Here is a 20,413-nt window from a genome sequence, read left to right on the forward strand (position 1 = left end):
GTCGGTGTCAGACCTCGTTGTCGTTGTCGGGCCGGACGACGCGGCGCTGGATGAGGGTCAGGGCGACGACGATCAGGAAGAAGACGACGGTGATCGCGGACGCCTGGCCGATGTTGTTCTGGTCGAAGGCTGTGGTGACGGCCTGGTACATGACCGTTCGGGTGGCGTCCTCGTCGAGACCGCCGCCGTGGATGAGGACGTAGACCTGGTCGAAGACGCGGAAGGACAGCACCGAGGTGAGCATGGCGACGAAGACGAGGGTGCCGCGGATGCCGGGCAGGGTGACGTGCCGGAACTGCTGCCAGGGCGTGGCGCGGTCCAGTTCGGCGGCCTCGTAGAGCTCGTCGGGGATCTGCTGGAGGCCGGCCAGCAGGATGACCATCTGGAAGCCCACCCCCTGCCACACCGACAGCACGATGACCGAGGCCATCGCGGTGGCCGAGTCTCCGAGCCAGTCGAAGGCGCCCCAGTTGCCGAAACTCACCGTGTGCAGCGCGGAGTTGAGCAGGCCCTGGTCACTGCGGGCGAGGATGAGCCGCCAGATCACGGCGACCAGCGTCATCGGGAAGACGACCGGCATGAAGAACAGCGAGCGGAACAAGCCGATCGCCTTCAGCTTGCGGTTGAGGAGGATTGCGAGAGCCAGCGCCAGGCCGGTCTGGAGCGGAACGACGACCACGGCGAACGTCAGGTTGTTGAGCAGGGCCCGCAGGAACGGCCCCGAAAGGTCCGGGTCGGTGAACAGCCGCCGGTACTGCTCCAGGCCGAAGAATCTGGGCGCGAGCGGGGAACCCAGGCGCACGTTGTAGAAGGAGAGGACGACGGCGTACCCGAACGGGACGCCGACGAAGGCGACGAGGCCGGCCACGGCGGGCGTGGACATGAGCAGTCCGTGCAGCCCGTCGCGGTTCCTGGGCCGCCTGGCACGCGCCGGCTTCACGGAGGTCACGGGCGGGCCTGCTTCCCTGCCGGAGGGCGCTGCGGGCGCGGTTTCCACGGTCATCACGGGGTCCTGTTCCCGGCCGGGGCGGGCGCGCCGTCGACAGTGTCGTACGCGCACCCGCCCCGCCGAAGCGTCCTGCTGGGGCACTGGAGCACTGGCTTACTGGATCTTGTAGCCGTCGTTGTCGGAGAAGTCCTGGTCGATGGAGCGGGCGGCCTTCTCCAGAGCGCTCTTCGGGTCGGCGCCGCCGTAGACGGAGTTCAGGGCGTCGCTGAACTTGGCGGTGACCGTGGGATATCCGGCGGTGACCGGGCGGGTCACGGCGACGCAGGACTTGGTGATGTCGCTGTCGCCGCAGGGCTTGGCCAACTGGTCGGCGAAGAGCTGGAGCGGGCCGCCCTGCTTGTAGAGGGGGCTCTTGGCGAGCGCGGTCTTCGTGGCGGGCGGGGCGCCGTTGGCCGTGGTCATCGCGGTGACGTTGGTGTCGTTCAGGAGGTAGTCGAGGAAGGCGCCGGCGGCCTTGCCGTTCTTGGAGTTCGCGCCGATGCCCCAGGCCCAGGAACCCTGGCCGGTCTTGGGGCCGTTGCCGAAGTCGGGCAGCGGCAGGGCGACGAGGTCGCTGCCGAGGGCCGTGCTGTAGGCGGGGTACATCCAGTGGCCGACCCAGCTCAGCGCGACGCGGCCCTTGGCGAAGGCGTTGCCGTCCGTGTTGGGGTCGACGTACGTCTTCCAGGACTGGAAGGTCTTCATCGCCGACACCACGGCCGGGGTGTCGAGGGCGCCTTCCGCTTTGCCGTCCTTGAGGAGCGAGCCGCCCGCCGACCAGACGACGGGGGCGAAGCCGTAGGTGCCCCACTCGGTGGCGAGGCCGTTGTTCTCCTGGATGTCCAGGGTCTTGCCGTCGGAGTCCTTGGCCTTCAGCGCCTTCAGCGCGGCGGTGAACTGTGCGGCCGTCCAGTCATCGGACAGGCCGGTCGGGTACTTCACCCCGGCCGCGTCCAGGATTTTCTTGTTGCCGTAGATGCCGAGCCCCGAGTCGTACATGCCCAGGCCGTAGTGCTTGCCGTCGATCTCGCCCTGCGCCTTGCTGGCGTCCGTGGCGTTGCCCATGGTCTTGGCGGAGACGTAGGAGTCGATCGCGGCGAGCTTCTTGTTGTAGACGAAGTTCGCGATGGTCGGCCCGTCGAACTCCATCACGTCCGGCAGCTTGGAGGCGTCGGTGGCGGTGATGGTCTTGGTGTAGTCGTTGGCGGGGATCAGCTTGAGCTCGACCTTGATCTTGTCCTGGGAGGCGTTGAAGGATTTCACCGCGTTCTGCAGGGCGGTGTCCTCGCTCTTCTGCCCCTGGTGGGCCCAGACGCTGATGGTGCCCTTGCCGCTGCCCGCCGCGGCGGAGGCGTCACCGCCGCTGCCACCGCCACAGGCGGCCAGGGCGGCGAGGGGCAGGACGAGAGCGAGGCCCGTACAGGCTGTACGGCGGTACCTTCTGCTGGTCGAGCTCATGGCTGTGCCTCCGTGCGGTGCGAGGGTTGCGAGGGTTTCGAGGGTTTCGAAGTGCGCTGGTGCTTTCCGGCGTGGGGGAGTGGGGCCTCGGGGGGCCTTGATGGTCGTGGAGGGGCTGAGGGGTTACCGGGGGCTGCGGAGTTGCTCGGGTCTGAGGGGTTACTGGGGTCCGCGCGGGCGCGGCGGTGCGGTGGTCTCGCGCAGGACCAGACGGATGGGCATCTGCACATGCCCGGGTGCCTCGGTGTCCGGCCCGTCGAGCTGGCGCAGCAGCAGCCGGGCGGCCTCGGCGCCTTGCCCTGCGACCGGCTGGGCGACGGTGGTCAGCCCGATCACGTCGGCGAGTTCGTGATCGTCGAAGCCGACCACGGACACGTCGTCCGGCACCTTCAGCCGGTGCCGCCGCAGGGCCCGCAGGGCGCCCATCGCCATCTCGTCGGACTGGGCGAACACGGCGGTCGGCGGCCGGGAGGCGGCCAGCAGTTCGGTCATGGCCCGCTCACCGCCCTCGACGGTGTAGTCGCCGTCCGCCTCCAGGGCCGGATCGTGATCGATCCCGGCCTCGGCCAACACGTCGAGGTATGCCTGGCGGCGCGCGACGGGCGTGGTCCAGTGCTGCGGCCCGCTCGACCCGCTGATCATGCCGATCCGGCGGTGGCCGAGGTTCACCAGATGTCGTACGGCGCTCTCGGTGCCGGCCCGGTCGTCGATGCCGACCACGGTGAAGCCGGGCCGGGCGCCGCCGACCGTGCTGGCCAGCGGCACCCCGAGCGACCGCAGCGCCGCCGACTCCTCCTCGTCGGGGATGAGCAGCGACAGCACGGCGTCGACCCGCTTGCGGACCGGCATCCTGGTGAAGAAGCGCTTGCGTGTCTCCGGGGAGCCCAGGTTGTACAGCAGGACGTCGTAGCCGGCGGCGCTGAACACGTGCTCGGCGGCGTCCAGCACGGTGCCGAAGAACCAGCGGCCCACGTACGGCACCACGACCCCGATCGTGAAGGTCCGCCCGCTGGCCAGGCTGGAGGCCGAGCGGGACGCCGTATAGCCGAGTTGTGCGGCGACGGCCGTGATCTGTGCCCGCACTTCGTCGGAGACACCCGGCCGGCCGCGCAGGGCACGGGACACGGTGGACGCCGAGACTCCGGCGGTGCGGGCGACATCGGTGATGCTGACGGTCACAGCGCTTTTCTCCCGTCGGTTTCACGTCGGTGTGATCTGTGGGTGACGTGACCGTAAACCCGGCCTCGTTGTTGCGCAAGCGTTTGCGTTCAGTTTTACTGGGGCCGATTCTCAAGCGAGACCTTCGAGATCATTGGTCAGCGCACGCGTTTGAGCGCTGCGAGCCGACAGGAACTGTGCATGCGATACGCCCCGCCCGGCCTCTGCGTGAACGACTTCGCCCTGCTCCGCGACGACGACGGCACCTACACCGTGCTGCACCTTCAGGGCCCCTGGACGAGCGAGTTCGACCACCTGAGGATGGAGACCTCCTACGGCAGGGCCACCTCCACCGACCTGGTCGCCTGGCGGCCCGAGGGCACCGCCTTCGGCAACGGCCTGCCCGGCCGATTCGACCAGCAGGCGGTGTGGACGATGCACCCCGTACGACAGGGGGCCGGGTCGGCGATGTTCTACACGGGCGTCAGCGGACTGACCGACGGCGGCTGGCCGTTGCAGTCCGTCGGCCTCGCGTACTCCGACCGCACGGACGGCACCGGCTGGCGCCGCCACGGCACCGGGCCGGTCGCCGAGGCGGACGACCGCTGGTACCGCACCGGCGAACGCATGGGCTGGCGCGACCCGTTCGTGGTGCGCGACGACGAGTCGGACGGCTGGGTCATGGTCGTCTGCGCCGCCGACGCGTCGCTTCCCGTCGAGGTCAGCGGCTGTGTGGGGTGGGCGACTTCGGACGACCTGGAGCACTGGACGGTCCACCCGCCGCTCATCTCACCCGGTGACGTGGACGAGTTGGAGTGCCCGGTCCTCGAACGCCTCGACGACGAAAGCTGGTTGCTGATCGGCTCGCTCGGCGCGACCCGCGGCTTCGAGGCGTGGACCGCGCCGCGGCTGCGGGGACCGTGGACCCGTCGTGGTCCGCTGGGCCCGACCGGCTCGTACGCCCCTCGCGTCATCACGGCTCCCGACGGCTCCCGCGTCGTCCTGCACACCACACCCCGCCGGGTCGATCTGAAGGATGCGGGTGACCGCTGCCGCGGCATGCTGGCCCAGCCCAAGTCCCTTGTCATACGCGAGGGTTCGGCACCCCGCCTGGAGTGGTGGCCCGGCCTCGACACCTGGCTGCTGGAGGAGACGACGGACCCGGCACTGCACGCGGTCGGCGATATCGCTGTCTCCGGGCGTGTGGAGGTCACCCTTCGAACCGGCGACGACGGTCCGGCCCTGGTGGTCGGCTGCGACGGCAAGAACCTCTGGATCACCGGTCCCGCCGGCGCGCCACTGGGCGAGACCGTCCTGACCGAGCCCGCGACCACCCTGCGTGTACTCACCATCGGCGAGTACGTCGAGGTCTACGCCGACGGCGTCTTCGTTCTGACCGGCCTGTGCTACGCGGGACACCCCGCCCGCTGGACGGCGGTGACGCAAGGGCACACCCGCACCGTCCCGGTCCGCCCGGTCCGCCTGCCCGATCCCGGTCGCGACGACGCGTCCGCCGTCTGGCCCGGACCGACCACGAGTTGAGCGGCCCGGCCGTGAAAACCCCTTCCACAGGTCACCCCTTCCCCGCAGATTCCCTCCGGGGCACCTCCACCGCCGCCCACCGGAGCGAGGGCAACAACGTCAACAGCGACTGGTGACACCGGGAACACGAAGCGGACAGCACGCTCCCCGAACCCCAGTGGTGACGCCTGCGACAGCTACCACCGCCGGCACGAGGACATGGACCTGCTCGCCGAACAGGGCTTCACCGACTACCGGTTCAGCATCGAACGGGCGCGCGTCGAACCCGCCCCTGGAAGGTTTTCCAAGGTGGAGATCGCCCTCCCTCATAGCCCTAAAGGCCGCCAACCAGGTCCATCAGCAGGCGATGCCCGGCGCGGAGGCCGCGACCGCCGCCTACGGCAACCCCCGAGAGGACGTCTTCGTCGAAGCCGCCCGCGACGACGACTGGATCGGAGTCCGGTCCTCCACGCGTGCGAGGATCGGCGTGGACGGCCCGATCCCGACCCCCGACGACGCGGAGCGCACTTCACGGGCTGGGAGCACTACCCCGAGGCCATCCGCCACGCTCGGCGTCACACCGCCGCCATCATCGGCGACGTCCCGCTGATCGTCACCGAGAACGGCATCGCCACCGCCGACGACAGCCGGTGCGTCGACTACGGCGCCGGCGCCCTCTCCTCGATCGCCGCCGCCCTGGCGGGTGGCCTCGACATCCGCGGCCATCTTTCCTGGAGCGCCCTCGACACCTATGAATGGGGGCTCCTACCAACCCACCTTCGGCCTGATCGCCGTAGACCCCGACACTCTCGAACGCACCGCACCCCTAAGCCCTCCGCCGCCCGGCTGGGGAACCTGGGACACACCAGGATGCTGCCGAGAGCGCACCACTGAAGCGCCCCGCACGGCAAGGGCGAGGCGGAAAGCCCGGCCCGCTTCCGTGGAAGCCTCGGCGTAAGCGGCGGACTGCGTCGAGGGACGGCGAAGCTGAGGGCTTTCACCGGCGAACGTGCCGATCCTTCGAGCAACATTGCAGATCAGCGGCCTCCCGCTGGCCGACTCTGCGACATGCCCCGGGAGTTCGTGCCCTCCGCGTGCCCGATCTTCCGAGACTTCACCTGCCGCAACGGCACCGAAAGACCCCGCAAAAGCAGAAGCCCCAGGTCGCTGACCTAGGGCTTCAAAAAGAGCGGGTGACGAGAATCGAACTCGCACTCTCAGCTTGGGAAGCTGATGTTCTACCACTAAACTACACCCGCGTGAGACGCCGGTTGAACCGGTGTCGGAACGCTCTGTCACTGTACCGCATGTCGGGTCCCCGGTGCTGAGGCCGCGGTGGCCCGGTCGCGTTTCGGAGGGCGGACACGGCTGCGGGGGGCCGGAGTTGGGGCGTACGGTGGAGGCGTGGAAGAGGGTCTGGGTGAGACCGGAGTGCCGCCTGGAGAGTCGTTCCTTTCATCCCGTAATGTGGCATTTGGTGTTCGGCGAGCAGCAGCCGGACGCGGCTCTTGGGGAAGGGACTCATGGACTTGATGGAGCGCACCGTCGTCCGATGTGCCGATGGGCACGTGTTCAGTACCGCTTCGTTCCCGATGCAGCAGGCGGAGCGCCTCGGCCCCGGCCGGCTCGTGCGGTGTCCGCGGTGTGCCCGGCTCCGCAGTGTGGTGCTGGTGACCTTGGAGAAGCAGTAGCGGTGACACGGTAGGCAGTCGCTGGCGCGCGGGTCCGTCCGATGGTGGTCGGTCCGCGCGTCTTGCGTATCCTCGGGGCGTGCTTCTCTCAGACAAGGACATCCGGGCCGAGATCGACGCCGGGCGGGTCCGGATCGATCCCTACGACGAATCCATGGTGCAGCCGTCGAGTGTCGACGTGCGCCTCGACCGCTACTTCCGGGTGTTCGAGAACCACCGCTACCCCCACATCGACCCCTCCGTCGAACAGGCGGATCTGACACGGCTGGTGGAGCCGGAGGGCGACGAGCCGTTCATCCTCCACCCCGGCGAGTTCGTGCTCGCCTCGACCTACGAGGTCGTGTCGCTCCCCGACGACCTCGCGTCCCGCCTCGAAGGGAAGTCCTCCCTCGGCCGGCTCGGGCTCGTCACGCACTCCACCGCCGGCTTCATCGACCCCGGCTTCTCCGGGCACGTGACGCTGGAGTTGTCGAATCTCGCGACGCTCCCCATCAAGCTCTGGCCCGGCATGAAGATCGGCCAACTGTGCCTGTTCCGGCTCAGTTCACCGGCCGAGTTCCCCTACGGCAGCGAGCGCTACGGCTCCCGCTACCAGGGCCAGCGCGGGCCGACCGCCTCCCGCTCCTTCCTCAACTTCCACCGGACGCAGGTGTGAGCGTGGACGCCGTACGGGAGAACCTGACCTACGACACGTTCGGCGTCGCCGTGCGCGAGCTCGCGCAGACCATCGCCGACGACGGCTACGAGCCCGACGTCATCCTCAGCATCGCCCGCGGCGGGGTCTTCGTCGCCGGGGGCCTCGCCTACGCCCTCGACTGCAAGAACATCAGCCTCGTGAACGTCGAGTTCTACACGGGCGTCGGCACCACCCTCGACATGCCCGTGATGCTCGCCCCCGTCCCCAACGCGATCGACTTCTCCTCCAAGAAGGTCCTGATCACCGACGACGTCGCCGACACCGGCAAGACCCTCAAGCTGGTCCGCGACTTCTGCCTGGACACCGTCGCCGAGGTGCGCAGCGCGGTCGTCTACGAGAAGTCGCAGTCGCTGGTGAAGTGCGAGTACGTGTGGAAGCGCACCGACGACTGGATCAACTTCCCGTGGAGTGTGCTGCCGCCGGTGCACAGGTCGGGAGAAGCGGCCAAGCCGAACACGGAAGCGGTCTGACCTGGGGGTGGGGGTTGGGGGTGCCGTGGCCGGCGGGGTTGCAGGCGCTGGGCAGCAGGGCTTTGAGCGCGCCGATCAGTGAGCGAAGGGGGGTATGTCGGGGGCGAGTGACCGATGAGTTCCGTCGGCCGGAGCGGTCTACAGGGACGTACGCCATCGAGCCAATGACCGGAGACCCGTCATGACCACTTCCGCACACCCCGGCCGCATGCTGTTCCTGAACATCCCCGTTGTGGACATCGAGCGCAGCAAGGCGTTCTTCGCCAAGCTCGGGTTCGGCTTCAACCCGAAGTTCGCCGACGAGAGCTCCGCCTGCATGCTGGTCGGCGAGCAGGCCTTCGTCATGCTGCTCAGCCGGGAGAAGTTCGCGCAGTTCGCGAAGCTGCCGCTGGCCGATCCCGCCACGCACACGCTGGCGCTGTACTGCTTCAGCGTGTCCTCCCGCGACGAGGTCGACGCGGTCAGCGCCGCCGCCCTCGCGGCGGGCGGCACCGAGGTCGACGGCGCCGAGGACTACGGCTTCATGTACTCGCGCAGCTTCTACGACCTCGACGGCCACGGCTGGCAGGTCATGTGGATGGACCCGGCGGCGGCGGAGCAGGGCCCCGAGGAGTTCGCCGCCGCGCAGGACACCGACACCCCGGCCTGACCCGCCACCGCGTTCCGTTCGAGTCAGCGGGCAGGGGTCACTTCACGTCGACGTAGTCGGTCCAGCCGCTCGCGGGCTGGGTGAGGCTCGTGCCCGCGAACTCGTAGCGGTACGCACCGTCCGCCGTCGCCTTCACGGTGGCCCCGGCCCAGCCGTTGCTGTCGGTCTTGAGCTTCTTCAGCGTCACGAAGGGGCCGCTGGTGCCCTTGCGGTACTGGAGCAGCACCTGGTGTCCGATGAGGGGCACGTTCTTGTGCTGCGCCCAACTGGCCACGGTCATCTGGGCCTTGACGCTCAGGTTCTGGCCCTTCTTCACCGGCTCGGGGGTGGCGTCGGTCTGGGACAGGTAGGTCGGGCGCTTGATGCGGGCGAAGTAGGCGCCCTCCCCGCGGGTGACGTTGCCGTCGCCGTCGACGGCGACGGGGGCCATGTACCAGAGACCGGCGAGGGCGTTGCTGCGGAGGTTGACGTTCGGGTCGGCGGTCAGGAGGGCCTCGCAGTAGGAGGTGAGCGCGTTGATCTTGTGGCACTGGGCGGAACCGGTGATGACCCCGTCGGCCTTCGCCCGGTCCTCGTCCCCGTGCCACAGCTCGAACGACGCGCTCTTGACGCCGGACGGGTCGCTGACGGTCGCGGAGACCGAGAACACTCTCTTCTGCGTGGCCGTGACGCCGACGGTGTAGTCGCGGTCGTGGTTGACGTCGATGTTCCAGAACGTCGAGGCCGAGTCGTCCTGGGCGCCCCGGGCGGCCCCGGCAGCCGGGGCGGCGAGTGCGGCGACGGCCAGGGCTGCGCTGAGGGCGGCGGCGGTCGCGGTGGCGACGACGGTACGGATGCGCATGGTGTGGTTTCCCCCCACGTGTGATGCGTCGAGTGGTGACTTCACCCGCATCTGACAGAGGGGGTGGATGGGAGGTTGTGCGTGATCGCCGAACCGGCCCAGCACTTCATCCCGGCTTCGCCGGGGGTTGGCGGGCTCGCCGGCTGCCAGTCAACTTCCGCCACTCGCCCCTTCCACGCCGAAGGGCTCCCGGTACGGAACCGGGAGCCCTTTGGCGTGGTGAAGTCTCTAGAACGTGCCCAGCTTCACGATCGACAGCAGGGCGATCAGTTGGATCGACGCGGCACCCAGGGCCTTGGGCCAGGGGAGGTCGTGGGAACGGCTGACCATCATGGTCAGGAGGGCTCCGGCCGCGATCCAGGTGGCCCAGCCGAGGGCCTGGACGAAGGTCGCGTCGCCGCCGAAGAACATGGCGAAGACCAGGCGGGGGGCGTCGGTGAGGGACATGATCAGCATCGACAGGCCGACCGTGGGCTGCCAGGCTCCGTCGCCGCCCAGTTGGCGGGCCAGGGTGTGGGTGACCACGCCCAGGACGAAGGACGACAGCACCATCGCCACGGACGTGATCAGGACGATCGGGACCGCGTTCGCCAGGGTGGCGCTTATGGCGTCCGCGCGGGCGCCGTCGAAACCGAAGACCGCGAGCAGGCCGTAGAGGAACGTCACGATCAGGGCGGGGCCCCACATCGTGTAGTCCCGCATCTGGAGGAAGGTCTGCTGGGGGGCCAGGACGATGCCTCTCAACAGGTCCTTCCAGTGCAGGCGGGGGCCGACCGGGCCCGCGGGCGCCTGGGTGGAGCCCGCGCGGTACGTACCGCCCTGGGTGTACGGGTCCTCACCTACGGAGAAGGCCTGGGTGTTGCCCGGGTTGTTCGCCGCGTACGGGTCCGGGGTGCCCGGGTGGGCGCCCTGCGGGTACCCGCCGCCGTCACCGAAGTACTCCGGCTCGTCGCCGTAGGCGCCGTTGCCGCCGTTCCCCTGGGACCACTGCCGGCCGCCGCCACCCGCAGGACTTCCGTACTGCGGGTGCTGCTGCGGGTACGGCTGCGGCGCCGAGGGGTAGCCGTACGGCTGTCTCTGCGGTGCCCCCTGGGGTGCGGGGGGTGCCTGCTGCCCGTACGGAGGTTGTTGAGGGCGCGCTTGCGGGGCCCTGTTGTCCCGGCCGCCGCGTCCGATCCTGAATCCAGCCACGTCATCGAACGTACCTGGTTCCGCGGAGACACGTGTCGGGCCGGGGGTTTCAGGTGGGGCTTTGCTGCCGAGCTGTGACATCCCCTAAGGGACGGACACGGGGTCTTGTGGGGGGTGGTGCGATGTGACCGTTGGGCCACTCGCTTCTTTACCAGTGTCGGGCTTCCACGGCCCGAGTAAAGGGCGCTCCGCTGCGCTACGCGTCGGCTTCGCCGATTCCGCTCCGCTCCACCCTTGACACGGCCCGCTCCAGCCCGTGGGAGAAGCGAGCGAGCGGCCCGAAGGAACGGGTGGCCGAGGCATTCATGCCCTTACCTGTACTGCGTTCTCGGCCGGAGTGGAGGGGCGCGCTGCCGTCTCGCCTGCACGCCGGGCCGGCTCAGCGGCCAACGGTGGATGGGTGGGCATGGGTGGGTGCTGGAAGCTGGGGTCGTTTCTAACCACTGTCAATACTTGTTACTGGTTAGAAGTGACCCCAGCTTCCTGAGGGTGCAGGGTGGGAACCCAGGGGGCGGAACCGATCGCAGACGCACCCACCACCCGGGCCGAGCCGGATGGGCCCGGTCCAGGGCCGGTCGGGAGTTTGGTTCTGGAAGTCCCCACCGGGGGTTGGCCGCTGAGCCTGCCCGGCGTGCTGGCGAGGCGCGGGTGCGTCCCTGCACCCCGGCCGAGAACACAGCTCACCCAAGGGAGTTCATGCCTGGCCCAACGGTCACGTCCGAACAGGCGCTCTCTGTCGCTATGACGTGCAGACGTTCTTGAGTTTGTCCGCTGCCGCGTCGATCTTGCTGGAGTCGGGGTTCGTATCGCCGTTGAGGATCGACTTGTTGTAGTCGGAGATCGCCTTGTCGAGGTCGCCGACCGCCTTGTCGACCTTGTTGTCGTCCGAGTCGGAGCCGATCTTGTCCAGGTTCTTCTCGAGTGAGTCGATGGCCCTGTCGCTCTTGGTTGCGTCCGTCGGGTCCTTGGCCGCAGCTTCGCCGGTGTCGTGGATCTCCTTGAGGCTGTCGGAGATCGTGCCCCAGTTCTGGATGCAGTCGAGGGAGTTGGACGTGTCGGTGGGGTCGCAGGCCGTGAGGAGCCCGGTGGTCAGGGCTATGGCTGCGGCGGTCATGGTCAGGGTGGTCGTACGGCGGCGACGGTTCGTGGTTGTGGTCGTGGTCCTGGTCATGGGCGTGTCCTTTTCGGGTGAGGTCGGAAGAGAGGGACGTCGCGGGCGAGCTCGTCAGGCCCAGAGGTCAGGCCCAGGGCTCTTCCACTCGCGCCTCGGTGGCCGGCGCGCGGTGCGCCGCGACCAGACCGCCCGCCGCGCCGATGGAGACCAGGCCCATACCGGCGGCGGTCGCGATGCCCTTGATGCCGTCCATGGAGAAGTAGCAGAACGCGGCTACACCGCCGTTGAAGAGGAACAGGAACCACAGGGTCGACGGCTTCGACAGGAACGCCTTGATCCTCGGCTTCTTCGCGATGCGTGAACCGGTGAACAGGGAGACGGCGATACCGGCGAAGGTGGCGGCGCTCTTCGCCGTACCGTCCAGCACCGCCCCGGAGGCCGTGCTCGCGGCGAGGCCGCCGACGAAGAACGACCACAGCAGCAGGTTGGCGACGAACGACTTCACGGTGGCGAGCAGCGACTTCACGGGAATTCCTAAGGGAGGAGGGGACGTGATCTCTGCCCTCTACGATTCCGTCGCGCGCCCGCCGCCACGAGGGACCGCCCTCCCGGATCCATGGTGTAGCGCACTACACCATGGGGACGGACGGCGGACGCTACGACGACGCCCCGCGCCCTCCGATGAGGGTGCGGGGCGTCGTCGTAGCGGACTGGCTGGGTTACTTCACCGGCTGGGGCTCCGGGGCGTTCTCCGGTTCCGTGGTGCCCGCCGGGGGCTCGTCGTCTGCCGGCTTCTTGACCGAGTCGAGGAGCAGTTGGGCCACGTCGACGACCTGGATGGACTCCTTGGCCTTGCCGTCGTTCTTCTTGCCGTTGACCGAGTCGGTGAGCATGACGAGGCAGAAGGGGCAGGCCGTGGAGACGATGTCGGGGTTGAGGGAGAGGGCTTCGTCGACGCGTTCGTTGTTGATGCGTTTGCCGATGCGCTCTTCCATCCACATCCGCGCGCCGCCCGCGCCGCAGCAGAAGCCGCGTTCCTTGTGGCGGTGCATCTCCTCGTTGCGCAGGCCCGGGACGCTCGCGATGATCTCGCGCGGGGGTGTGTAGATCTTGTTGTGGCGGCCCAGGTAGCAGGGGTCGTGGTAGGTGATGATGCCCTCGACCGGCGTGACCGGGACCAGCTTGCCCTCGTCCACCAGGTGCTGGAGGAGCTGGGTGTGGTGGATGACCTCGTAGTCGCCGCCGAGCTGCGGGTACTCGTTGCCGATGGTGTTGAGGCAGTGCGGGCACGTCGCGACGATCTTCTTCGCCGACTTCGGCTTCGCGGAGGCCGCGACCACCTTGCCGTCGTCGTCGAGTTCCTCGCCGAACGCCATGTTGAGTGCCATGACGTTCTCCATGCCGAGCTCCTGGAACAGCGGCTCGTTGCCCAGACGGCGTGCGGAGTCGCCGGTGCACTTCTCGTCACCGCCCATGATCGCGAACTTCACGCCCGCGATGTGGAGGAGTTCCGCGAAGGCCTTCGTGGTCTTCTTCGCGCGGTCCTCCAGGGCGCCGGCGCAGCCGACCCAGTACAGGTACTCGACCTCGCTGAGGTCCTCGATGTCCTGGCCGACGACCGGGACCTCGAACTCGACCTCCTTGAGCCACTCCAGGCGCTGCTTCTTCGCCAGGCCCCAGGGGTTGCCCTTCTTCTCCAGGTTCTTCAGCATCGTCCCCGCCTCGGACGGGAACGCGGACTCGATCATCACCTGGTAGCGGCGCATGTCGACGATGTGATCGACGTGCTCGATGTCCACCGGGCACTGCTCGACGCAGGCTCCGCAGGTGGTGCACGACCACAGGACGTCCGGGTCGATGACCCCGTTCTCCTCGGCGGTGCCGATGAGGGGGCGTTCGGCCTCGGCGAGGGCTGCGGCGGGGACGCCTGCGAGCTGCTCCTCGGTGGCCTTCTCCTCGCCCTCCGCCGACTTGCCGCCACCCGCGAGCAGGTAGGGGGCCTTGGCGTGCGCGTGGTCGCGCAGGGACATGATCAGGAGCTTGGGGGAGAGCGGCTTGCCGGTGTTCCAGGCGGGGCACTGCGACTGGCAGCGACCGCACTCCGTACAGGTGGAGAAGTCCAGGAGGCCCTTCCAGGAGAACTGCTCGACCTGGGACACGCCGAACACGTCGTCGTCACCGGGGTCGGTGAAGTCGATCGGCTTGCCGCCCGACGTCATCGGGAGCAGGGCTCCCAGGGACGTCTCACCGGTCGCGTTCCGCTTGAACCAGATGTTCGGGAACGCCAGGAAGCGGTGCCAGGCGACGCCCATGTCGGTCTTCAAGGCGACCGTGATCATCCAGATGAAGGAGGTCGCGATCTTCACGCCGGCGAAGAGGTACGTGAGGTTCTGGAGCGTGGAGACGTCCAGGTGCCGAAGGGCCGAGACCACGGGGTACGAGATGAAGAAGGACGCCTCGTACGCGTCGACGTGGTGCTGGGCGCCTTCGAGGGCGTGCAGCATGAAGATGCAGACGCCGACGATGAGGATGACGGCCTCGACGAAGTACGCCTGGCCGAAGTTGGAGCCGGCGAAGCGGGACTTGCGGCCCGGCCGGTTCGGCTTGCTGAGCTGGCGGATCGCGATCAGGACGAGGATGCCGAGGACCGTCATCGTGCCGATGAACTCGACGAAGACGTTGTACGGCGCCCATTCGCCGATGACCGGCAGCAGCCAGTCGGCCTGGAAGAGCTGGCCGACGGCGTTGACGATCGTCAGCAGCAGTGAGAAGAAGCCCACCGCCACGAACCAGTGCGCGACGCCGACGACACCCCAGCGGTTCATCCGGGTGTGGCCGAGGAACTCCTTGGCCACCGTGACAGTGCGCTGGACGGGTTCGTCGGTGCGGGTGCCCGCGGGCACGTTCTGGCCGAGTCGCATGAAGGTGTAGATCTGCAGGACGGCGCGGGCGAACAACGCCACACCGACCACGATCAGAACCAGCGACACGATGATCGCGGCGAGTTGCATTTCAGGGCTCCTCGGGCCTGCGAGGGGTCAAGGCATTACCAAGAGCATGACCAAGAATATTACTAAGCGGTAACTTAATCGGTCCGACCGAGATTACCCCCATTCTCTGTCGCACTGTAGCCAGCCGTGCGGTGATCTATGTCGCTGAGGGTCGCCTTAAAAACCTGTGACGGTCCGATCGTGTTATTCGTACTGAATTGGTACATTTGCGTCTAATTTAGAACCGTGCTCTACGGGATTCTCGCCGCCACGACCGCCCTTCTCCTCGCCGCCCTCCTCGCCGCACTGCTCCGGGTGCCCGCACTGCGGGCGGGAGTCGTCGACCGCAGACGGCGGACGCGGCAGGTACCGCTGCTCGGGGGACTGGCCGTCGCGCTCGCCGTCGTGTCGGTGACCTGGGCGTGCGACCGGACCGGCGTCGCCCCGCTCGGTGACGGCGTCGGCGGACTGCTCACCGCCGGATCCGCGGTCGCCGCGCTCGGGCTCGTCGCCGACGTCTGGCGGCTGAAGGCGCGGTTCCTGGTCTTCGGTACGGCGGTGGCGGCGGCCTGTGTCGTGCCGTACGGCGAGATCGGGGTGCCCGGCGGGCTGCTGGCCGTGGTGTGGATCGTGTGTGTCGCCGCCGCCTTCAAGGGGCTCGATCACGCGGACGGGCTCGCGGGGACCGTGGGGGTGGTCACCGCCTTCGGGGTGGGGGCCTGTGCCGCGCTGGAAGTGATGGACGGGCTCGCGGTGTTGTCGAGTGTGCTGGCCGCGGCGCTCACCGGGTTCCTGATGCACAACTGGCATCCCGCGCGGATCGCGCTCGGCGCGTGCGGGTCGCTGTTCACGGGGTTCCTGCTCGCCTCGGCGGCCGTGCTCACGCAGGCGGGGCGCGGGTTCGCGTCCGGCGCTGGGGTGCTGTTCGCGCTCACCGCCGTCGTCGGCGCCGATGCCGTCCTGGTGCTGCTGTCGCGGCGGCTGGCCGGGCGGGCGCTGCTGCGGGGCGGACCCGACCATCTCGCCCACCGGCTGCGGAAGTTGGGGCTCACCCCGCAGGGGGCGGTGGTGCTCGTGGGGGCCGGCGCGTTCTCCGGAGTGCTCGTCGGGGTGCTCGTGCACAACGGGTGGGCAGGTGAATCCGCCGTCGTGTGGGTGGCGGGCGGGGCCGTCGTGGTCGTATTCGGACTGCTTAAAGTCGCTGTCTACGGGACGCGGCGTGCGGTGTCTTCGCAGGTCAGGGCTCAGTTGCGTGTAAGGAACGGATAAGAGTTGAGCCTGGTCGACTCAGCTCTGTTGACCCAGCGGTGAGTGTCGTGCACACTTGAGCCTGTTCCACTCAAGTCATTGCTGGAGGAATCAACCATGGCACGTGCGGTCGGCATCGACCTGGGCACGACTAACTCCGTCGTCAGCGTTCTTGAAGGCGGCGAGCCCACCGTCATCACCAACGCAGAGGGCGCCAGGACCACGCCGTCCGTCGTCGCCTTCGCCAAGAACGGCGAGGTGCTCGTCGGCGAGGTGGCCAAGCGCCAGGCGGTCACGAACGTGGACCGCACCATCCGCTCCGTGAAGCGCCACATGGGCACGGACTGGAAGATCGAGCTGGACGGCAAGAGCTTCAACCCGCAGCAGATGAGCGCCTTCATCCTGCAGAAGCTGAAGCGCGACGCCGAGGCGTACCTGGGCGAGAAGGTGGCCGACGCGGTCATCACCGTCCCGGCCTACTTCAACGACTCCGAGCGTCAGGCGACGAAGGAGGCCGGCGAGATCGCGGGCCTGAACGTCCTGCGCATCGTGAACGAGCCGACGGCGGCGGCGCTGGCGTACGGCCTCGACAAGGACGACCAGACGATCCTCGTCTTCGACCTCGGTGGCGGCACCTTCGACGTGTCCCTCCTGGAGATCGGCGACGGCGTCGTCGAGGTGAAGGCCACGAACGGCGACAACCACCTCGGTGGTGACGACTGGGACCAGCGGGTCGTCGACTACCTGGTGAAGCAGTTCGCGTCCGGCCACGGCGTGGACCTGGGCAAGGACAAGATGGCCCTCCAGCGTCTCCGTGAGGCTGCCGAGAAGGCCAAGATCGAGCTGTCCAGCTCCACCGAGACCTCGATCAACCTGCCCTACATCACGGCGTCCGCCGAGGGCCCGCTGCACCTGGACGAGAAGCTCACCCGCGCCCAGTTCCAGCAGCTGACGGCCGACCTGCTGGAGCGCTGCAAGACGCCGTTCCACAACGTCATCAAGGACGCCGGCATCTCCATCAACGAGATCGACCACGTCGTCCTCGTCGGTGGCTCCACCCGGATGCCCGCCGTCGCGGAGATCGTGCGCGAGCTCACCGGCGGCAAGGACGCCAACAAGGGCGTCAACCCGGACGAGGTCGTCGCCATCGGCGCGTCCCTCCAGGCCGGTGTCCTCAAGGGCGAGGTCAAGGACGTCCTGCTCCTCGACGTGACCCCGCTGTCCCTCGGTATCGAGACCAAGGGAGGGATCATGACCAAGCTCATCGAGCGCAACACCACGATCCCGACCAAGCGGTCCGAGATCTTCACCACCGCCGAGGACAACCAGCCCTCCGTGCAGATCCAGGTCTACCAGGGCGAGCGCGAGATCGCGGCGTACAACAAGAAGCTCGGGATGTTCGAGCTGACCGGTCTGCCGCCGGCCCCGCGTGGTGTCCCGCAGATCGAGGTCTCCTTCGACATCGACGCCAACGGCATCATGCATGTCACGGCCAAGGACCTCGGCACCGGCAAGGAGCAGAAGATGACCGTCACCGGCGGCTCCTCGCTGCCGAAGGACGAGGTCGACCGCATGCGCCAGGAGGCCGAGCAGTACGCGGACGAGGACCACCGTCGCCGCGAGGCCGCCGAGTCCCGCAACCAGGGCGAGCAGCTCGTCTACCAGACGGAGAAGTTCCTCAAGGACAACGAGGACAAGGTCCCCGGCGAGGTCAAGACCGAGGTCGAGGCCGCCGTCGAGGAGCTGAAGGCCGCGCTGAAGGGCGAGGACACCGCCGAGATCCGCACCGCCACCGAGAAGGTCGCCGCGGTCTCGCAGAAGGTCGGCCAGGCCATGTACGCCGACGCCCAGGCCACGCAGTCCGCGGGCGGCGACGCCCCCGGTGCCGAGGCCCCGCGGGCGGACGACGACGTGGTGGACGCCGAGATCGTGGACGACGAGCGCAAGGACGGTGCCGCGTGACGGAGGAGACTCCGGGCTTCGACGAGAAGCCCGACGTCCCCTCCGGCGCCACCCCCGACGACGCCGAGCCGCAGGTCGCCTCCCCCTCCGGTAGTGGGGAGGGGGCGGCCCCGGCAGGGGACGCAAGTGCTCAGATCGCCGGTCTGACGGCCCAGCTGGACCAGGTGCGCAAGGCGCTCGAAGAGCGCACCGCGGACCTCCAGCGGCTCCAGGCCGAGTTCCAGAACTACCGCCGCCGGGTCGAGCGCGACCGGATCGCGGTCAAGGAGATCGCCGTGGCGAGCCTCCTGACCGAGCTGATGCCGACGCTCGACAACATCAACCGCGCGCGGGAACACGGTGAACTCGTCGGCGGTTTCAAGTCGGTGGCGGAATCGCTGGAGACCGCCGCGGCGAAGATGGGACTGCAGCAGTTCGGCAAGGAGGGCGAGCCCTTCGACCCGACGATCCACGAGGCCCTGATGCACTCGTACGCGCCGGACGTCACGGAGACGACCTGCGTGGCGATCCTGCAGCCCGGGTATCGCATCGGTGAGCGCACCATCCGCCCCGCGCGGGTGGCCGTCGCCGAGCCGCAGCCCGGCGCCGTCAAGGCCGAGGACGAGTCCGAGGCCGGCGACGAGAAGAAGGACAACGGCCCTGAGGAGGGCTGACGCAACGCGCGCACGAAAGGAGGGACGTCGAGGATGAGCACCAAGGACTTCATCGAGAAGGACTACTACAAGGTCCTCGGCGTCCCCAAGGACGCCACCGAGGCCGAGATCAAGAAGGCGTACCGGAAGCTCGCCCGCGAGTTCCACCCGGACGCCAACAAGGGCAACGCCAAGGCCGAGGAGCGCTTCAAGGAGATCTCCGAGGCCCACGACGTCCTCGGTGACCCCAAGAAGCGCAAGGAGTACGACGAGGCCCGCGCCCTGTTCGGCAACGGCGCCCTCTTTGATAGGCACGGTCGCCCGGGACCGGGCGGCGCGGGCGGCGGCAACTTCAACTTCGACCTGGGCGACCTCTTCGGAGGCGGCGCCCAGGGCGGCGGCGGTGCCGGGGGCGCCGGTGGCTTCGGCGGCGGCATCGGTGACGTCTTCGGGGGCCTGTTCAACCGCGGCGGCACGGGCACGACCCGTACGCAGCCCCGGCGCGGCCAGGACATCGAGTCCGAGGTCACGCTCAGCTTCACGGAGGCCATCGAAGGGGCCACGGTGCCGCTGCGGATGTCCTCGCAGCAGCCCTGCAAGGCCTGTTCGGGCACCGGCGACAAGAACGGCACACCGCGCGTGTGCCCGACCTGCGTCGGCACCGGCCAGGTCGCGCGCGGCTCCGGGGGCGGCTTCTCGCTCACGGACCCGTGCCCGGACTGCAAGGGCCGCGGCCTGATCGCCGAGCACCCCTGCATCGAGTGCAAGGGCAGCGGGCGCGCCAAGTCGTCGCGGACCATGCAGGTCCGGATCCCCGCGGGGGTCACCGACGGCCAGCGCATCCGGCTGCGCGGCAAGGGCGCTCCGGGTGAACGGGGCGGTCCCGCGGGCGACTTGTACGTCATGGTGCACGTCGACACGCACCCCGTGTTCGGCCGCAAGGAGGACAACCTCACGGTGACGGTCCCGGTGACGTTCGCCGAGGCGGCGCTGGGCGGCGAGGTCAGGGTGCCCACCCTGGGCGGGCCGCCGGTGACGCTGAAGCTGCCGCCGGGCACGCCCAACGGCCGCACGATGCGGGCCCGCGGCAAGGGCGCCTTCCGCAAGGACGGCACCCGGGGTGACCTCCTTGTGACCGTGGAGGTGAGTGTCCCGAAGGACGTCACGGGGAATGCTCGTGACGCGCTTGAGGCGTACAGAGAGGCGACCGCGGACGAAGACCCGCGGGCGGAGCTGTTCCAGGCCGCGAAGGGAGCATGAGAGAGCCATGGATGGGACCGGCCGTCGACGCAACCCGTACGAGCTGACCGAGGAGACCCCGGTCTACGTCATCTCCGTGGCTGCCCAGCTCTCCGGCCTGCACCCGCAGACGCTGCGCCAGTACGACCGTCTCGGCCTGGTCTCCCCCGACCGCACGGCCGGACGCGGTCGGCGCTACTCGGCCCGCGACATCGAACTGCTGCGCACCGTCCAGCAGTTGTCGCAGACCGAGGGCATCAACCTGGCTGGCATCAAGCGCATCATCGAGCTGGAGAACCAGGTCGTCGCGCTCCAGCAGCGCGTCGCCGAACTCCAGTCGGCGGTCGAGGGCGCGGCGGCGACGATGCAGCAGCGGGAGGCGGCGGTACACGCTTCGTACCGGCGCGACCTGGTGCCGTATCAGGAGGTCCAGCAGACCAGTGCGCTGGTGGTGTGGCGGCCGAAGCGGCAGCAGTCCTCGGACTGACGTCCACTCTCACACGGAAGAAAAGGGGCCCGGAGGTCAGTGACCTCCGGGCCCCTTCCGTTCGTGTTCCGTTCGTG

The 20,413-nt window shown here is 68.7% G+C and carries 17 protein-coding genes, 1 tRNA gene and 1 pseudogene; 10 read left to right on the forward strand and 9 right to left on the reverse strand.

Annotation, left to right across the window (positions count from 1 at the left end; genetic code table 11):
• Positions 1-7: 7 nt before the first annotated feature.
• From ACIRRY_RS18005 to ACIRRY_RS18015, 3 genes are all read right to left on the reverse strand, one after another.
• Positions 8-1,006: a carbohydrate ABC transporter permease gene (locus ACIRRY_RS18005; protein ID WP_403973387.1), complete on the reverse strand. Its 999-nt coding sequence runs from the start codon at positions 1,004-1,006 to the stop codon at positions 8-10.
• Between the two features lie 96 nt (positions 1,007-1,102).
• Positions 1,103-2,446: an ABC transporter substrate-binding protein gene (locus ACIRRY_RS18010; RefSeq protein WP_403973389.1), complete on the reverse strand. Its 1,344-nt coding sequence runs from the start codon at positions 2,444-2,446 to the stop codon at positions 1,103-1,105.
• A gap of 159 nt (positions 2,447-2,605) precedes the next feature.
• Complete coding sequence (locus ACIRRY_RS18015; RefSeq protein ID WP_403973392.1) at positions 2,606-3,625, reverse strand: LacI family DNA-binding transcriptional regulator; 1,020 nt, start codon at positions 3,623-3,625, stop codon at positions 2,606-2,608.
• A gap of 180 nt (positions 3,626-3,805) precedes the next feature.
• On the opposite strand from ACIRRY_RS18015, the gene ACIRRY_RS18020 reads away from it, so the two are divergent.
• Positions 3,806-5,146, forward strand: a complete 1,341-nt coding sequence (locus ACIRRY_RS18020) for a mucin-1 (RefSeq protein WP_403973394.1) — start codon at positions 3,806-3,808, stop codon at positions 5,144-5,146.
• Positions 5,143-6,019 (forward strand): annotated as a pseudogene (locus ACIRRY_RS18025) (family 1 glycosylhydrolase). The gene ACIRRY_RS18020 and the pseudogene ACIRRY_RS18025 overlap by 4 nt, the downstream one beginning before the upstream one ends.
• Positions 6,020-6,313: 294 nt before the next feature.
• Here ACIRRY_RS18025 and ACIRRY_RS18030 read toward each other — a convergent pair.
• Positions 6,314-6,384 (reverse strand) — tRNA-Gly (locus tag ACIRRY_RS18030).
• 511 nt (positions 6,385-6,895) lie between these two features.
• On the opposite strand from ACIRRY_RS18030, the gene dcd reads away from it, so the two are divergent.
• The 3 genes from dcd (at position 6,896) to ACIRRY_RS18045 (ending at position 8,632) form a co-directional block, all read left to right on the forward strand.
• Positions 6,896-7,471, forward strand: coding sequence for a dCTP deaminase (dcd, locus tag ACIRRY_RS18035; RefSeq protein WP_329254500.1), 576 nt, complete (start codon positions 6,896-6,898; stop codon positions 7,469-7,471).
• A gap of 2 nt (positions 7,472-7,473) precedes the next feature.
• The gene (locus ACIRRY_RS18040) at positions 7,474-7,983 is read left to right on the forward strand and encodes a phosphoribosyltransferase (protein ID WP_262059512.1); all 510 of its coding nucleotides are present in this window, start codon (positions 7,474-7,476) and stop codon (positions 7,981-7,983) included.
• A 181-nt stretch (positions 7,984-8,164) separates the two neighbouring features.
• Entirely contained in the window at positions 8,165-8,632 is a 468-nt protein-coding gene (locus ACIRRY_RS18045) for a VOC family protein (RefSeq protein ID WP_403973396.1), read from the forward strand.
• A 37-nt stretch (positions 8,633-8,669) separates the two neighbouring features.
• Here the strand turns inward: ACIRRY_RS18045 and ACIRRY_RS18050 are convergent, their stop codons facing one another.
• The 5 genes from ACIRRY_RS18050 to ACIRRY_RS18070 form a co-directional block, all read right to left on the reverse strand.
• Entirely contained in the window at positions 8,670-9,473 is an 804-nt protein-coding gene (locus ACIRRY_RS18050) for a hypothetical protein (protein WP_403973398.1), read from the reverse strand.
• Positions 9,474-9,701: 228 nt separating this feature from the next.
• Positions 9,702-10,745 carry a YIP1 family protein gene (locus ACIRRY_RS18055; protein WP_403973400.1) on the reverse strand — a complete coding sequence of 348 codons (1,044 nt, stop codon included), beginning with the start codon at positions 10,743-10,745 and terminating at the stop codon, positions 9,702-9,704.
• 658 nt (positions 10,746-11,403) lie between these two features.
• Complete coding sequence (locus ACIRRY_RS18060) at positions 11,404-11,835, reverse strand: hypothetical protein (RefSeq protein ID WP_403973402.1); 432 nt, start codon at positions 11,833-11,835, stop codon at positions 11,404-11,406.
• 67 nt (positions 11,836-11,902) lie between these two features.
• The gene (locus ACIRRY_RS18065) at positions 11,903-12,304 is read right to left on the reverse strand and encodes a hypothetical protein (protein WP_403973405.1); all 402 of its coding nucleotides are present in this window, start codon (positions 12,302-12,304) and stop codon (positions 11,903-11,905) included.
• 193 nt (positions 12,305-12,497) lie between these two features.
• Complete coding sequence (locus ACIRRY_RS18070; RefSeq protein ID WP_403973407.1) at positions 12,498-14,789, reverse strand: (Fe-S)-binding protein; 2,292 nt, start codon at positions 14,787-14,789, stop codon at positions 12,498-12,500.
• A 225-nt stretch (positions 14,790-15,014) separates the two neighbouring features.
• On the opposite strand from ACIRRY_RS18070, the gene ACIRRY_RS18075 reads away from it, so the two are divergent.
• The 5 genes from ACIRRY_RS18075 to ACIRRY_RS18095 all read left to right on the forward strand — a co-directional run bounded on the left by ACIRRY_RS18075 (position 15,015) and on the right by ACIRRY_RS18095 (position 20,336).
• Positions 15,015-16,037, forward strand: coding sequence for an MraY family glycosyltransferase (locus ACIRRY_RS18075; RefSeq protein WP_403973410.1), 1,023 nt, complete (start codon positions 15,015-15,017; stop codon positions 16,035-16,037).
• A gap of 96 nt (positions 16,038-16,133) precedes the next feature.
• On the forward strand, positions 16,134-17,978 hold the full coding sequence (gene dnaK, locus ACIRRY_RS18080; protein WP_403973413.1) for a molecular chaperone DnaK: 1,845 nt from the start codon (positions 16,134-16,136) through the stop codon (positions 17,976-17,978).
• A complete protein-coding gene (gene grpE / locus ACIRRY_RS18085; protein ID WP_403973416.1) occupies positions 17,975-18,631 on the forward strand; it encodes a nucleotide exchange factor GrpE in 657 nt (218 codons plus the stop codon). The genes dnaK and grpE overlap by 4 nt, the downstream gene beginning before the upstream one ends.
• Positions 18,632-18,664: 33 nt before the next feature.
• Positions 18,665-19,870 carry a molecular chaperone DnaJ gene (dnaJ, locus tag ACIRRY_RS18090; RefSeq protein WP_403973418.1) on the forward strand — a complete coding sequence of 402 codons (1,206 nt, stop codon included), beginning with the start codon at positions 18,665-18,667 and terminating at the stop codon, positions 19,868-19,870.
• 7 nt (positions 19,871-19,877) lie between these two features.
• Positions 19,878-20,336, forward strand: a complete 459-nt coding sequence (locus tag ACIRRY_RS18095) for a heat shock protein transcriptional repressor HspR (protein ID WP_403973421.1) — start codon at positions 19,878-19,880, stop codon at positions 20,334-20,336.
• The last annotated feature ends 77 nt before the right edge of the window (positions 20,337-20,413 follow it).

Origin of the sequence: Streptomyces sp. NPDC101776 (assembly GCF_044766845.1) — a bacterium.
Taxonomy (GTDB): Bacteria; Actinomycetota; Actinomycetes; order Streptomycetales; family Streptomycetaceae; genus Streptomyces.

Coding starts and splice junctions, on each gene's coding strand:
- ACIRRY_RS18010 (WP_403973389.1), bottom strand. CDS start 2,446: ATGAGCTCGACCAGCAGAAGGTACCGCCGTACAGCCTGTACGGGCCTC.
- ACIRRY_RS18020 (WP_403973394.1), top strand. CDS start 3,806: ATGCGATACGCCCCGCCCGGCCTCTGCGTGAACGACTTCGCCCTGCTC.
- ACIRRY_RS18045 (WP_403973396.1), top strand. CDS start 8,165: ATGACCACTTCCGCACACCCCGGCCGCATGCTGTTCCTGAACATCCCC.
- ACIRRY_RS18050 (WP_403973398.1), bottom strand. CDS start 9,473: ATGCGCATCCGTACCGTCGTCGCCACCGCGACCGCCGCCGCCCTCAGC.
- ACIRRY_RS18055 (WP_403973400.1), bottom strand. CDS start 10,745: ATGTCACAGCTCGGCAGCAAAGCCCCACCTGAAACCCCCGGCCCGACA.
- ACIRRY_RS18060 (WP_403973402.1), bottom strand. CDS start 11,835: ATGACCAGGACCACGACCACAACCACGAACCGTCGCCGCCGTACGACC.
- ACIRRY_RS18070 (WP_403973407.1), bottom strand. CDS start 14,789: ATGCAACTCGCCGCGATCATCGTGTCGCTGGTTCTGATCGTGGTCGGT.
- dnaK (WP_403973413.1), top strand. CDS start 16,134: ATGGCACGTGCGGTCGGCATCGACCTGGGCACGACTAACTCCGTCGTC.
- dnaJ (WP_403973418.1), top strand. CDS start 18,665: ATGAGCACCAAGGACTTCATCGAGAAGGACTACTACAAGGTCCTCGGC.
- ACIRRY_RS18095 (WP_403973421.1), top strand. CDS start 19,878: ATGGATGGGACCGGCCGTCGACGCAACCCGTACGAGCTGACCGAGGAG.